Consider the following 13,209-nt stretch of genomic DNA (forward strand, 5'->3'; position numbering starts at 1 on the left):
TATCATTAACCATATGTTAAATCCCCAACTTTATGAACTGAGCCCAAATAGGCCGATCAACACTTGTCACAACCCGAACCTATAAAGCAGTAATTAAAATAAAGAATAAGGGTCAGAACTCATCAAAGTTCTGACCCTTATTTATGTATAAACTAAGCTAGCTGTAGTTTAATCTTTCTTACGAGCAGAGTAAGTAATCTTCAAAGCTGAAGCTTGTCTTAACTCTTTCTTAACGTCTGATACAATACCCATCTTAGTATCACCGTCAATCTTTAAAGACACCCTCATCAAAGGTTTATCTTCTTCACTCATTGTTGCACGTTCAGCAGTAACAAATTCACGAATATCTCCTTCGTTTACAGCAAAATCATCATTGATTTGCACACGACTCGCAGTACCCATCTTTAGGTCTGTCGGAGGTCCGATATAAATAAATGTCACTAGTGATTTCTTTTCTAACTTCTCCAACTCTGTACCAGTAGGAACTTGAAATTTAACTTTCAAAGTTACCTCACGCATTGTAGTTACAATCATGAAGAAGAATAATAAAGTAAAAATCAAGTCAGGTAAAGAAGAAGTATTAAGAGTGGGCATGCCTCTCTTACCCGTTTTATTAAATTTCCCCATTATTTTTTCCCTCCATATGTTTTAGGTACAGCTTCGGATATCTTCTGTGGATAAATTTCACGAACTGCTGCTTGCTGATCATCAGTTAAAGCGGCATAGTTCTTTTGCCATTTTTCCTTAGAAATCTCATCACGAAGTTCGTTATAAGCCGCAACTAATTCGTTTTGAACTTCAAAATAAACCTTATAAGATGTATCACCGTCATTCTGAACAGAAATTACGTGGTTTTTAGTAACCAAATAGTCTCCAAAAAATGGAACACGCTCAGATACTTTCTCTGGTTTAGATGCTTCATTGTACGGATTAGCAACAAATTCCTTTGCTCTTTCTCTCAATTTATTAAGTGGAATAACTTCATCATCGTACATGATTTCGTTATTTCTATTAATCATAATCTTAAGAATATTTCTCTCCTTGATCTTAATATCTTCGTCTATCTTTTCATTTTCATCAGGCATAGGAGGCAGCTGTCTAGCAAGCCCCATGTCTGTATCCATAGACGTTGTAACCAAGAAGAAAATCAGCAATAGGAACGCGATATCGGCAGTTGAACTTGAGTTAATCTCAGGTACTTTTCTATTTCCTTTTGCCATAGTTATAATATTTAATTTTTCAGGTTACTTCTTAAGTAGCAATACTTAAGAAAATCTTTTTTTAATGCTACTACCAAAAATTGATGCGATAGTAACAAATAATAAGAAATAAATTGAATAGATAAACATATCTGTTAGTTTCAACCAGAAAGGCACGTTGTCAGTACCTTCATAACCTGGCAATACTAGCGGAGTATCACTACCCAAAACCCAAGAAACAACTAATACAATAACTAGGAAGACTACACCAGCTAAAGACTTAATAGCTTTAACAGGGTTTTCTTTTAGTGAAGCCACAAATTGTGCTAGGAATGCAATCACTGTAGCAGCTACAGTTAAACCTAATAACGCATACATGAGGAATATCAAAGCCTCAGTATTTGCAGGGTTTGAAAGCTCAGGAACAATGGGACTATCCATTTCACCACCAAAGTAGTATAGACCTAAAACAATCAAAATAATAGCAAACAATGCGTATAGGATATAGTATGATATTCTATATGATAATTTCATTGTTGATTAGTTTTTGTATTTCAAGTTATATTTGATGATCATATCAAGTAGAGAGATAGAAGAATCTTCCATTTCACTTGTGATAGACTCAATTTTAGCAAGGATATAGTTGTAAAATAATTGTAGAATAAGAGCTACAACAAGACCGAAAATTGTAGTAATCAAAGCAACTTTCATACCACCAGCAACAACTGTTGGAGAAATATCACCTACTTGTTGAATTTTATCAAACGCCATAACCATACCAAGTACTGTTCCTAAGAAACCAAGTGATGGAGCCATAGCGATAAATAGAGTAATCCAAGAACAACCTTTTTCCAAGAAACCAGCTTGAACACCACCATATGATACTACAGATTTCTCAACTACATCAATTCCTTGGTCAATTCTCATAAGACCTTGGTAGTAAATTGACGCAACTGGACCTCTAGTGTCTCTTGCGATATTTTTAGCTTCTTCAACATCACCTTTTTCAAGAGCTGCTTCGATTGAAGCCATGAATTTTTTTGTGTTGATTTCTGCTAAACTTAGATAAATAATTCTCTCAATACAGAATGCAAGACCAATAACTAAAGCAATAGCTACTAAACTCATAAAGAAGGCATCACCCTCAATAAACTTAGTTTTCATTTCTTTGTGAAGGCTACCGTTTACTTCGTAAGTAGTATCTAGCATCGCTTCAGCTTGTTCTACTGCTGCTTCAGTTGCTTTTACTCCAGCATCTTGTGCATTTACTAGCTGAATTGAGCCAAAAGCCATAGCTCCGATAACAGCAACAATTGCAAATAACTTTTTCATTGTGTGTCTAATTTTTAAGATTAATTAATTTAATATTTACTTTTTGTTGATTTAATTTAGTTTCCTAATCGCGGAGAGAGCGGGATTCGAACCCGCGATACATTTACACGTATACAAGCTTTCCAGGCGTGCCTCATCAACCACTCGAGCACCTCTCCTTTTAATACACTAATAACCAAAACTGACTAAAAGATATTTAGTTACAAATGTATTCTTTTTTTTTATCATCTCCCTATTATTAGATGATTAATGTAACAGTTCACTTATAAATTAATAAACTTTAAAAGCTTATTATAGCAAATTTAAATCCCAAAACACCTTATGGTATTATTTAGCGTAATTTCAGCCATATTTTCTACACTTTTCGCATAGATTACGGCTATTTTGCTTAGAGTATGATACAAAAAAGCACTCTCATTGCGTTTACCCCTGTAAGGAACTGGGGTTAAATATGGGCAATCTGTTTCAATTAACAAGCGTTCAAGAGGGATTTTTTTTATGAATTGAGCCATTCCAGAGTTCTTAAATGTTATAATTCCATTTAACCCTATATACCAATTATCCAACGGCAAAAACAGATCAAGTTCATGCTCACTCCCCGAGAAACTATGAATAACCCCCGTAAGATTTTGATATTCTGGCTTCTTCAGTAATGAAGCTAAATCGGAATAAGCATCTCGACAGTGTAAAACTACGGGAAGATTATAGAATAAGGCCCATCTAAGCTGCTCTTTAAGAGCACTGATTTGTTGAGTCTGAAAAGTTTTATCCCAATAATAATCAAGCCCAACTTCACCAATAGCTACATATAAATCGGGATCAGACTCAAGTAAGTCCTTCATTACATCAAGTTGATCTTGATAATCAGCCTTTACAGAGGTAGGATGTAAGCCCATCATTACAGAGAAAAAATCAGTATCTAACTGATAAGTATCCATCATACGATCGATAGACTCTACATCTATATTAGGCAGCAGTATTTTTGACACACCAACCTCTTTGGCACGACTAATAACGTCTAATCTATCAAGATCAAACTCCTGGGCATAAAGATGGGCATGAGAATCAATAAATTGCATTAAGCTTAAATATTACGGTTCATAAGTTCAGCGGCAATCTTAAATAAGGGTTCTTTTAGTTTCGAATCAACTGAAACATTGGACAATGCTTCAATAGCCACATTATAGTATTCATCCATTTTCTCTTTACAGATCTTATCTATACCCAACTCATTATATATTGCTGTTACAGCTTTAATTTTGTCTTGACGCTCAAAAAACGCTGTATGAATCCACTCATTAAGGAGCCTTTTATTTTCACCAGTAGCTTTCTCACAAGCCTTAATCAGCATATATGTTTTTTTGTTGGTTGCAATATCATCACCCGTATTCTTTCCGAAAACCTTAGGATCTCCATAAACATCAAGATAATCATCTTGCAGCTGAAAAGCTAGACCTACATTAAGCCCAAACTTATAGAGAAGATCAGCATCTTTACTTGATGCTCCAGCTACTACAGCACCAATTCTCATGCTACTAGCCAATAAAACAGCTGTTTTTAAGCGAATCATATCAAGATACTCTTCTGCTTTAACATTATCACGCGTTTCAAACTGAATATCATACTCTTGCCCTTCACAAATTTCGAGCGTTGCCTTGTTAAATTCATTAAGCACTTTAGATAGATGCTCGGCAGGAACTTTAGCGAGTAAATGATAAGATAATATGAGCATCGTATCCCCCGAAAGAATGGCTGTATTCTCATTCCAAACATTGTGCACTGTCGGCTTATTACGACGCAAATCGGACTTATCCATTAAGTCGTCGTGAAGCAACGTAAAGTTATGATATACTTCAATAGCTGCAGCAGCAGGTAAAACCTCACTGTAACTATCTTTATAAAGTTCATAAGTCATCAACATAAGTAAAGGACGAATACGTTTCCCTCCCATAGAGAGAACATAATGTATCGGTTCATACAAGTTTTTAGGCTCTTTTTTACTCTTTAGCGTTGCAATTTGCCCATTTATCAGAGCTTTTAATTCGGGTACAGTCTTCATTTCTACAAAAACTTAATAAAAAAAGGCTGCAAAGGCAGCCTTTTTAATGTATAATCAATGATTATTTTAATCTAAATGTTACAGGAACAGTGTATTTTACACGTACGGTTTTACCACCTTGCTTACCTGGTTTCCACTTCGGCATAGACATAATCACACGAACTGCTTCTTTGTCCAGCGATGGGTCAACTCCACGTACAACCTTAGGATCAACAATCGAACCGTCTCGGTTTACTACGAATTCAACAACTACACGTCCTTGAATACCGTTTTCTTGAGCAATGGTTGGATATTTGATGTTTTTACCTAAGAATTTCATCAATTCAGCAATACCACCCGGAGGTTCTGGCATATCTTCAACAACCATGAAGATTTCGTCCTCTTGAGGACCTTTTTCTATAATTGTAGGAGCTACATACGTTTTAATTTCAACTTTTTGTCCTAAATCCTCATCACTTTGGATTTTAACATCTGCTACTTCCTCATCATCTTCAACCACATTCAAAATTTCAGGAACCTGGGTAGGAACCTCAGCTGGTGGTGGTGGTGGAGGGAGTTCAAGCTGCTCGGTAATCGGCATAATTTCTTCCTCAAACGCAATGTCTCTTACTGCTTGGCTTGTGTCAATTTTAACATCACGACGAGACCACTCAAAGGCCACGAACAAGAATGCTAAAACCATAACAAATCCAAGAAGTTGCCAAGTGAGTTTTCTTGGCTCTAAGTTCGCTTTGGGCGATTTTTTTACTTCCATGATCTATATATGATTAATAAAATGTAATCTGCTTCTACTTAATGGCAAATATAGAACTATTTAAACAAGATTTCTACTATAAAAAGTAGATTCTTGCTCACTACTTATTCTTTTTTACTTTTTTTAAGCTTTTAAAAGCATGCAATTTAGAACGTATACAATATAGCTATGCTGAAATAATGACTTATCTTTGGTCTTTTAAAAGTAAACAACTGAGCTTTAAAACAGATTATCCAAACAAGAAAAAAGAATTTATATATGAATAAGATAATTATTGCAATAGACGGGTTCTCTTCATGTGGAAAGAGTACTATGGCTAAAGACTTAGCCAAAGAGATAGGATATATATATATAGATAGCGGTGCAATGTATCGTGCAGTTACCCTTTTTGCCTTAAATATTAATGCATTCAACCCTGATAATACAATCAATACCCACTTATTAAAAGCCAACTTAGATAAGCTTAACGTCACTTTCAAACTCAATCCAGAAACAAACCTACCCGAAACCTATTTAAATGGAATCAATGTAGAAAAGGAGATTCGCAGCATGGAGGTATCCAAACGTGTCAGCCCAATAGCAACACTTGATTTTATTCGAGATGAAATGGTCGCTCAACAAAAAGCGATGGGCAAAAACAAAGGTATTGTCATGGATGGACGCGATATCTGTACAACAGTATTTCCTGAAGCTGAATTAAAGATTTTTGTCACAGCTTCAGCCGAAGTCAGAGCAAAAAGAAGATATGATGAAATGATAGCTAAAACTGGTAATGCTGATTATCAAGAGATTCTAAAAAACATCGAAGAACGTGATTACATCGACCAGACAAGAAAATTGAGCCCACTTAAACAAGCAGCCGATGCTATTGTTTTAGACAATAGCAATATGACCATTGCTGAACAAAAGAAATGGCTACTAGACAAATATAAGAGAGCTGTTTCATCATCAAATTAAAACTTTAATTTAATGGCTAATATAGAAATAGACAAAGGGTCAGGATTTTGCTTTGGTGTAGTGACTGCTATAAACAAAGCTGAGCAAGTACTGGCCGAAGGAAACAAATTGTATTGTTTGGGAGATATCGTGCATAATAGCAAAGAAGTTGAACGACTAAAGAGAATGGGACTAATCACCATTAATCACGAAGAGTTTGCTCAACTGAGAGATGCGACAGTCCTCCTTAGAGCGCATGGAGAACCACCCACAACCTATGAAATAGCAAAAAAAAATCGAATTACAATTATTGATGCAACCTGCCCCGTTGTTCTTCGACTACAGAAAAAGATAAAGAAGGAGCACGATCTTACCAATACGGAGAAAAAACAGATTGTGATTTATGGTAAAAATGGACATGCAGAAGTCTTAGGTCTTGTAGGGCAAACTGCAGGTAAGGCCATTGTTGTTGAAAATCTTGATGAGGTTAAGCAACTTGACTTTAATCACAGTATTCGTCTCTATTCTCAGACAACAAAATCACTCGATGAATTTCAAAAGATAGTGAGCTATATCGAAGAACATTTAGCTCCTACAGCTACCTTTAAATACTCAGATACAATCTGCCGACAAGTATCCAATAGAATCCCTAATATCAAGATTTTCGCTGCCTCACACGATTTGATATTCTTTGTTAGTGGCAAAAAAAGCTCTAACGGAAAGATCCTTTTTAATGAGTGCAAAACCATGAATCCAAACACTCATTTTATAGATGGAACAGGAGAAATAGATATATCTCTTTTAGATCAAGCCAAATCAATAGGAATTTGTGGAGCAACCTCAACACCTACTTGGCTCATGGAGGAGGTTCTACTTTTTATCAAACAAAAAACAAACTAATCTTTGTCAGGTGCTAATAACATTAGGGATTTCATTCTTAATAAATTAAGAATGAAATCCCTTTTTTGTATCTTTGCACCAACTACTTTAAAAGTATAATTGTAATGAAAACTATTCAGTGTGTAGGAATATTAACTTCGGGTGGTGATGCACCTGGGATGAATGCAGCTATTCGTGCTTTAACTCGTGCGGCTGTATATAAAGGTTTAAAAGTTAAAGGCATTTATAGAGGATATAAAGGGTTGGTAACTGGAGAAATCAAAGAATTTAAAAGTGAAGACGTTAGTAATGTCATCCAACTTGGAGGTACTATCCTAAAGACTGCAAGATGTGCTGAATTCAAGACTGAAGAAGGACGTAAATGTGCCTACGATAACTTACAAAAAGAAGGTATTGATGCCTTAATAGTTATTGGTGGAGATGGTTCACTCAGTGGAGCACGTATCTTCGCTCAAGAATATAACGTACCCTGTATCGGTCTACCTGGTACAATTGACAATGACCTCTTTGGTACTGATACCACAATTGGCTACGACACCGCACTCAATACAATACTTGATGCAGTCGATAAAATTAGAGATACAGCCTCATCGCACGAACGACTATTTTTTGTAGAAGTTATGGGTAGAGATGCAGGTTTCTTAGCTTTAAACGGGGCCATTGCTGCTGGAGCTGAAGCTGCAATTATTCCCGAATTTAGTACAAAAGATGATCAATTAGAATCTCTTATCAGTAGAGGATTTAGAAAGTCTAAAACAAGTAGTATTGTACTTGTTGCAGAAAGCGAACTTACTGGTGGTGCAATGCATCTTGCTGAAAGGGTGAAAAACGAATACCCACAATACGACGTACGTGTGACTATTCTAGGACACTTACAACGTGGTGGAAGCCCTACGGCTAACGACCGTATTCTAGCTAGCCGCCTAGGAGTTGCAGCTATCGATGCCTTGATAGAAGGATACCACAACGTTATGATTGGAATCGAAAACGATGAAATCGTATATGTACCTTTTAGAAAAGCCATTAAGAACGACAAGCCAATTAAAGAAGAATTAGTACAAGTTCTTGCTGAGTTGTCTATCTAAGACAGTTCGACTAAAAGCTATAAAACAAAGCCCCTTTGTCGATATCGACAAAGGGGCTTTGTTTTATAATTAACTTAAAGATACAAGCTTAACGTTTATCCAACGGAACATAACTGACTTCATCAAAAATAGAACGATATGCCGGGCGAATAATTCGTTTGCCTTGGAAGTTCAACTCTTCGTTTCGGTGCGCACACCACCCCACAATACGAGCCATCGCAAATAGCGAAGTATAAATTTCGACAGGCAGTCCAATCATCTCGTAAATAAAGCCCGAATAGAAATCCACATTACTCGATACGGTTTTCCCATTATTTTTCACTCGTTCGAACGTAAGTATTCCACGATCTTCTAAAAGTTCTAAGAATGCAAATTCTTTTTCTTTTCCTTTCTCTCTCGCCAAATCTCTAGCAACATCTTTCAGAATTACGGCACGAGGATCTGAGATAGTATAGACTGCATGACCAATGCCATAGATTAAGCCACTTTTATCGTAAGCTTCCTTCTTTAGCATCTTCTCGAAATAATCGTCTATCTCTTGAGTATCTGTCCAGTCTTTGATGGTTTTCTGAAGGTGATGGAACATATCAACTACCTGAATATTTGATCCACCATGAAGCGGCCCCTTAAGAGATCCTATTCCTGCAGCAATAGAAGAGTAGGTGTCAGTACCCGTCGAAGAGGTTACACGAACCGAGAATGTGGAGTTATTACCTCCTCCGTGCTCTGCATGAACAATCAGTAATAAGTCCAACATTTTGGCATCTAGGCGAGTATAATCGCGTTTTAGCATATACAGAAAGTTCTCTGCAAAGCTTAACTTTTTGCGAGGGTGGCGAATATGTAAAGAACGACCAAAAGTAGCATGCCTAAACATATTAAACGCGTATGCAATTATCGTAGGAATTTTAGCTAATAAATCAATACTCTGACGCATCAAATTATCACGAGAAGTATCATCGGGGTTGGGATCAAACGTATACAATTCCAATACACTACGTGCTAATATATTCATTACATTAGACCCTTCGAGCTCAATGATATTCATTAGTGTGGTGTGCTCCAACGTTGCATTCCGATGAATCAGGCGTTTGAAACTTTGTAATTCCTCCTTGTCGGGCAAATCACCCGAAAGTAGCAAATAAGCAATTTCCTCAAAACCAAAACGATTTTCTTTTATAGCAGCATTAGCCAAGTCTTCGACATTGTAGCCACGGTAGTAGAGTTTACCAGGGACAGGTTTCAACCCGCCACCTTCAACTCTCTGGTAACCCACAACGTTTCCGATATTCGTAAGTCCAACCAGTACTCCCGTGCCGTCTTCGTTACGCAAGCCTCTTTTTACATCAAACTTGCTAAACAAGTCGTTGTCAATTTTGGAGGCTTCTTTCATCTTCTCCGACAGCTTATAAATTAAATATTCCTCTTTCATAATTCATCTCTATTTTCATTTATAATCTGAACAAGTTCTTGTCCAAACTCCAAGGTACCCAAGGATTGTCCATCGGGCATAAATCTAGCCAAATCAGCGGTCGCCCTACCACTGCTAAAGCAGGTTTCTAAGGCTTGAGTGATTAATTCAGCAGCTTCCGTCCAACCCATATACTCAAGTTGCATCACGGCCGATAAAATAATTGAGCTGGGGTTCACAATATTCTGTCCTGCAATATTAGGAGCAGTACCGTGTGTAGCCTCAAATATGGCATGTCCGCTATCGTAATTGATATTTGCTCCAGGAGCAATGCCTATCCCACCAACCATAGCTGCAAGTTGGTCTGAGATGTAATCACCGTTCAGATTTAAGGTGGCTATTACATCGTAATCTTGAGGTCTCAATAAGGTATTTTGCAAGAAAGCATCTGCGATATTATCGTTAATTACAAGCTTACCTGATGCTATTGCGTCAGCAAACTCACACTGGGCAAGCTCATAACCCCATTTTTTAAATCCCCCTTCGGTATATTTCATAATATTACCCTTATGAACTAGAGTTACTCGCTTGAGGTCGTGCTCTAAAGCATACTTACAAGCTGCTCTAACCAATCGTTCGGTCCCTTCACGAGAGACAGGCTTAACGCCAAACGATGAGGTTTCAGGAAACCTTACCTTGGTTACTCCCAGTTCATTGTGAATAAAATCATAGAACTTTTTTGCTTCGGCAGTACCAGCTTCCCACTCAATACCAGCATAAATATCTTCGGTGTTTTCTCTGAATATATGCATATCCACCAAATCAGGACGTTTTAAGGGAGACTCAACCCCCTTAAACCAACGCACGGGTCGAAGACAAACATAAAGATCTAAGGTCTGTCGCAACATTACATTGAGCGAGCGAATCCCCCCACCAACAGGTGTGGTTAGTGGTCCCTTAATCCCTACTAAATACTCATCAAAAGCATGTAGCGTCTCTTCAGGCAACCAAGAGCCTGTGGCGTTATAAGCCTTCTCGCCAGCCATAACCTCTTTCCACTCAATCTTTTTGGCTCCAGCATATGCTTTGTGAATTGCAGCATCCACTACGGCTTGCATAACAGGAGTAACTTCTACCCCTACACCATCTCCCATGATATAGGGTATAGTAACCTGATCGGGAACTAAAAGCTTACCTGGACTATCTATTTTAATCTTACTCATTATTTCTTCGTATTTAAAGCCGAACCTGCACGGAACCACTCAATTTGTTGCTCATTATAAGTGTGACGAACCTCAAATTCATCTTTTGTACCATCAATATGGTGCGCCACAACCTTTAGGTTATGGTTTGGACTAAATGTTTTTAGACCAATTATTGAGATTTTATCTTTTTCTTGAATCTTATCGTAATCTGACGGATTAGCAAAAGTGATGGCTAGCATCCCCTGCTTTTTAAGGTTTGTTTCGTGAATCCGAGCAAAGCTTTTCACAAGTATCGCTTTAACCTCCAAGAAACGAGGCTCCATAGCTGCATGTTCACGACTTGACCCTTCACCATAATTTTCTTCAGCCACCACAATAGATGAGATTTTATGCTCTTTATACTGCTTTGCAGTAGCTGATACACCCTCATAGGATTTTGTCAACTGATTCCATACCGAGTTGGCTTTGTCGTTAAAAGCATTGATTGCACCAATCAACAAGTTATCAGATATATTCTCCAAATGTCCTCGATAACGCAACCATGGACCAGCCATTGAGATATGATCAGTAGTACATTTACCCTTAGCTTTGATAAGTAGGGTTAAATCGTCATAATCTTTACCATCCCATGCAGGAAAAGGCTCAAGAAGCTGCAAACGTGTCGAAGTAGGACTAACAGAAATTTCTTTTTTAATATCCGTAGGTGCCGTAAAACCTGCTGAACCGTCTTCAAACCCTTTTGGCGGAAGCTCAAAACCAGCAGGCTCTTGAAGTTTAAGGCTTTGTCCATCAGCACTTTTTAGCTTATCAGTTAAAGGGTTGAAGGTTAAATCGCCCGCAATAGTCATTGCTGCAACAACCTCAGGAGAAGCTACAAAGGAGTGAGTATTTGGATTGCCATCAGCACGCTTGGCAAAGTTTCGATTAAAAGATGTGATAATAGAATTTTTTCGATTTGGGTCGTCAGAGTGACGTTTCCACTGTCCAATACAAGGACCGCAAGCATTAGCCATCACTGTTGCTCCTACTCCATCGAAAACGTCGAGCAGACCGTCACGCGCAATGGTAGCTCTAATCTTTTCTGAACCAGGATTAATCAAAAGCTCTGATCCTATACTTATATTATGTGCTAATGCCTGCTTAATAACAGAAGCAGCGCGGGTTATATCTTCGTATGATGAGTTTGTACACGAACCAATTAAGCCAACTTCAAGCTTTTGAGGATAGCCATTCTCTTTGACCTTTTTGGCAAATTCAGAAATTGGAGTAGCCAAATCAGGTGTAAAAGGACCATTTATATGCGGTTCAACTCGTGACAAGTCGATTTCAATCACACGGTCATAATAGTGTTCAGGTGCTAACAGCACTTCTGGGTCTGCTTGCAAATCGGCCCTTACAACATCAGCCAGCTTCGCTATTTCTGTTCGCCCTGTAGCTTCGAGGTAAGTTTTCATCCGTTCATCATAAGGGAATAGCGAAGTAGTTGCACCAACTTCTGCACCCATATTGCAAATGGTGCCCTTACCTGTACAAGAAATCGTTTGGGTTCCCTCACCAAAATACTCTATAATAGCATTAGTTCCACCTTTTACGGTCAAAATCCCAGCGAGTTTTAAAATCACATCTTTTGGTGAAGCCCATCCACTGAGCTTACCTGTTAGCTTCACACCAATAAGTTTGGGCATTTTAAGCTCCCACTCCGCACCAGTCATAACATCCACTGCATCAGCTCCACCAACACCAATCGCAACCATACCCAAACCACCAGCATTGGGGGTGTGTGAGTCTGTCCCAATCATCATTCCTCCAGGGAAGGCGTAGTTTTCGAGCACAATTTGATGAATTATCCCTGAACCTGGTGCCCAAAAACCAATACCATATCGAGAAGAGACATCCCTAAGAAAATCATAAACCTCACCATTAGTGGTTTGAGCTGTTGATAAGTCTTCTTTTGCCCCTTGATAAGCTTGAATAAGATGATCGCAATGAACAGTAGAAGGCACTTGCACCTTATCCATACCAGCATTCATAAATTGCAATAAAGCCATTTGTGCTGTAGCGTCTTGCATAGCCACACGGTCGGGTCGGAAATTGACATAGTCTCCTCCCCGCTCAAACGACTTCACATGCTGGCTATCGTAAAGATGTCCATATAATATTTTCTCCGACAAAGTCAACGGACGTTTCAAAAGCAGCTTGATTTCAGCAATCTTTTTTGGATATTCTTTGTAGAAATCTTGTATCATCTCGATATCATGTACCATATGCTCAAGGATTTTAAAGTTATAAATTAATAAGGATGTCTCTCTATGAAAAACACTTATGCGA

The 13,209-nt window shown here is 38.0% G+C and carries 13 protein-coding genes and 1 tRNA gene; 3 read left to right on the forward strand and 11 right to left on the reverse strand.

Features of this window, described 5'->3' with window-relative positions:
- Nucleotides 1-168: 168 nt before the first annotated feature.
- The 8 genes from B091_RS0101765 to B091_RS0101800 form a co-directional block, all read right to left on the reverse strand.
- Entirely contained in the window at nt 169-627 is a 459-nt protein-coding gene (locus B091_RS0101765) for an ExbD/TolR family protein (RefSeq protein ID WP_018108289.1), read from the reverse strand.
- Nucleotides 627-1,220, reverse strand: a complete 594-nt coding sequence (locus tag B091_RS0101770) for an ExbD/TolR family protein (protein WP_018108290.1) — start codon at nt 1,218-1,220, stop codon at nt 627-629. Before B091_RS0101770 ends, B091_RS0101765 begins: the two co-directional genes overlap by 1 nt.
- Nucleotides 1,221-1,265: 45 nt before the next feature.
- The gene (locus B091_RS0101775) at nt 1,266-1,733 is read right to left on the reverse strand and encodes a hypothetical protein (RefSeq protein WP_018108291.1); all 468 of its coding nucleotides are present in this window, start codon (nt 1,731-1,733) and stop codon (nt 1,266-1,268) included.
- A gap of 6 nt (nt 1,734-1,739) precedes the next feature.
- On the reverse strand, nt 1,740-2,531 hold the full coding sequence (locus B091_RS0101780; RefSeq protein WP_018108292.1) for a MotA/TolQ/ExbB proton channel family protein: 792 nt from the start codon (nt 2,529-2,531) through the stop codon (nt 1,740-1,742).
- 71 nt (nt 2,532-2,602) lie between these two features.
- A tRNA-Ser gene (locus B091_RS0101785) sits at nt 2,603-2,689 on the reverse strand.
- Between the two features lie 144 nt (nt 2,690-2,833).
- Nucleotides 2,834-3,610, reverse strand: coding sequence for a TatD family hydrolase (locus B091_RS0101790; RefSeq protein ID WP_018108293.1), 777 nt, complete (start codon nt 3,608-3,610; stop codon nt 2,834-2,836).
- A 5-nt stretch (nt 3,611-3,615) separates the two neighbouring features.
- Entirely contained in the window at nt 3,616-4,590 is a 975-nt protein-coding gene (locus B091_RS0101795) for a polyprenyl synthetase family protein (RefSeq protein WP_018108294.1), read from the reverse strand.
- Nucleotides 4,591-4,651: 61 nt separating this feature from the next.
- Entirely contained in the window at nt 4,652-5,344 is a 693-nt protein-coding gene (locus B091_RS0101800) for an energy transducer TonB (RefSeq protein WP_018108295.1), read from the reverse strand.
- Nucleotides 5,345-5,602: 258 nt separating this feature from the next.
- Here B091_RS0101800 and cmk point away from each other — a divergent pair, with 258 nt between their 5' ends.
- The 3 genes from cmk to pfkA all read left to right on the forward strand — a co-directional run bounded on the left by cmk (nt 5,603) and on the right by pfkA (nt 8,265).
- Nucleotides 5,603-6,301 carry a (d)CMP kinase gene (cmk, locus tag B091_RS0101805; protein ID WP_018108296.1) on the forward strand — a complete coding sequence of 233 codons (699 nt, stop codon included), beginning with the start codon at nt 5,603-5,605 and terminating at the stop codon, nt 6,299-6,301.
- A gap of 12 nt (nt 6,302-6,313) precedes the next feature.
- Nucleotides 6,314-7,180, forward strand: coding sequence for a 4-hydroxy-3-methylbut-2-enyl diphosphate reductase (locus B091_RS0101810; protein WP_018108297.1), 867 nt, complete (start codon nt 6,314-6,316; stop codon nt 7,178-7,180).
- A 104-nt stretch (nt 7,181-7,284) separates the two neighbouring features.
- Entirely contained in the window at nt 7,285-8,265 is a 981-nt protein-coding gene (pfkA, locus tag B091_RS0101815; RefSeq protein ID WP_018108298.1) for a 6-phosphofructokinase, read from the forward strand.
- An 88-nt stretch (nt 8,266-8,353) separates the two neighbouring features.
- Here pfkA and B091_RS0101820 read toward each other — a convergent pair whose 3' ends face one another.
- The 3 genes from B091_RS0101820 to B091_RS0101830 are packed head-to-tail and all read right to left on the reverse strand — an operon-like array spanning nt 8,354 to nt 13,145.
- Nucleotides 8,354-9,697 carry a citrate/2-methylcitrate synthase gene (locus B091_RS0101820; protein WP_018108299.1) on the reverse strand — a complete coding sequence of 448 codons (1,344 nt, stop codon included), beginning with the start codon at nt 9,695-9,697 and terminating at the stop codon, nt 8,354-8,356.
- On the reverse strand, nt 9,694-10,899 hold the full coding sequence (icd, locus tag B091_RS0101825) for an NADP-dependent isocitrate dehydrogenase (protein WP_018108300.1): 1,206 nt from the start codon (nt 10,897-10,899) through the stop codon (nt 9,694-9,696). Before icd ends, B091_RS0101820 begins: the two co-directional genes overlap by 4 nt.
- Entirely contained in the window at nt 10,899-13,145 is a 2,247-nt protein-coding gene (locus tag B091_RS0101830) for an aconitate hydratase (RefSeq protein ID WP_018108301.1), read from the reverse strand. Before B091_RS0101830 ends, icd begins: the two co-directional genes overlap by 1 nt.
- Nucleotides 13,146-13,209: the final 64 nt, after the last annotated feature.

Origin of the sequence: Bacteroides propionicifaciens DSM 19291 = JCM 14649 (assembly GCF_000375405.1) — a bacterium.
Taxonomy (GTDB): Bacteria; Bacteroidota; Bacteroidia; order Bacteroidales; family Bacteroidaceae; genus Bacteroides_E; species Bacteroides_E propionicifaciens.

Bases quoted from the DNA above. Each gene is read 5' to 3' on its own strand.
- B091_RS0101775 (WP_018108291.1), bottom strand. From the start codon at position 1,733: ATGAAATTATCATATAGAATATCATACTATATCCTATACGCATTGTTT.
- B091_RS0101765 (WP_018108289.1), bottom strand. From the start codon at position 627: ATGGGGAAATTTAATAAAACGGGTAAGAGAGGCATGCCCACTCTTAAT.
- B091_RS0101810 (WP_018108297.1), top strand. From the start codon at position 6,314: ATGGCTAATATAGAAATAGACAAAGGGTCAGGATTTTGCTTTGGTGTA.
- B091_RS0101830 (WP_018108301.1), bottom strand. From the start codon at position 13,145: ATGGTACATGATATCGAGATGATACAAGATTTCTACAAAGAATATCCA.
- B091_RS0101795 (WP_018108294.1), bottom strand. From the start codon at position 4,590: ATGAAGACTGTACCCGAATTAAAAGCTCTGATAAATGGGCAAATTGCA.
- icd (WP_018108300.1), bottom strand. From the start codon at position 10,899: ATGAGTAAGATTAAAATAGATAGTCCAGGTAAGCTTTTAGTTCCCGAT.
- B091_RS0101780 (WP_018108292.1), bottom strand. From the start codon at position 2,531: ATGAAAAAGTTATTTGCAATTGTTGCTGTTATCGGAGCTATGGCTTTT.
- B091_RS0101800 (WP_018108295.1), bottom strand. From the start codon at position 5,344: ATGGAAGTAAAAAAATCGCCCAAAGCGAACTTAGAGCCAAGAAAACTC.
- B091_RS0101770 (WP_018108290.1), bottom strand. From the start codon at position 1,220: ATGGCAAAAGGAAATAGAAAAGTACCTGAGATTAACTCAAGTTCAACT.
- B091_RS0101820 (WP_018108299.1), bottom strand. From the start codon at position 9,697: ATGAAAGAGGAATATTTAATTTATAAGCTGTCGGAGAAGATGAAAGAA.
- pfkA (WP_018108298.1), top strand. From the start codon at position 7,285: ATGAAAACTATTCAGTGTGTAGGAATATTAACTTCGGGTGGTGATGCA.
- B091_RS0101790 (WP_018108293.1), bottom strand. From the start codon at position 3,610: ATGCAATTTATTGATTCTCATGCCCATCTTTATGCCCAGGAGTTTGAT.
- cmk (WP_018108296.1), top strand. From the start codon at position 5,603: ATGAATAAGATAATTATTGCAATAGACGGGTTCTCTTCATGTGGAAAG.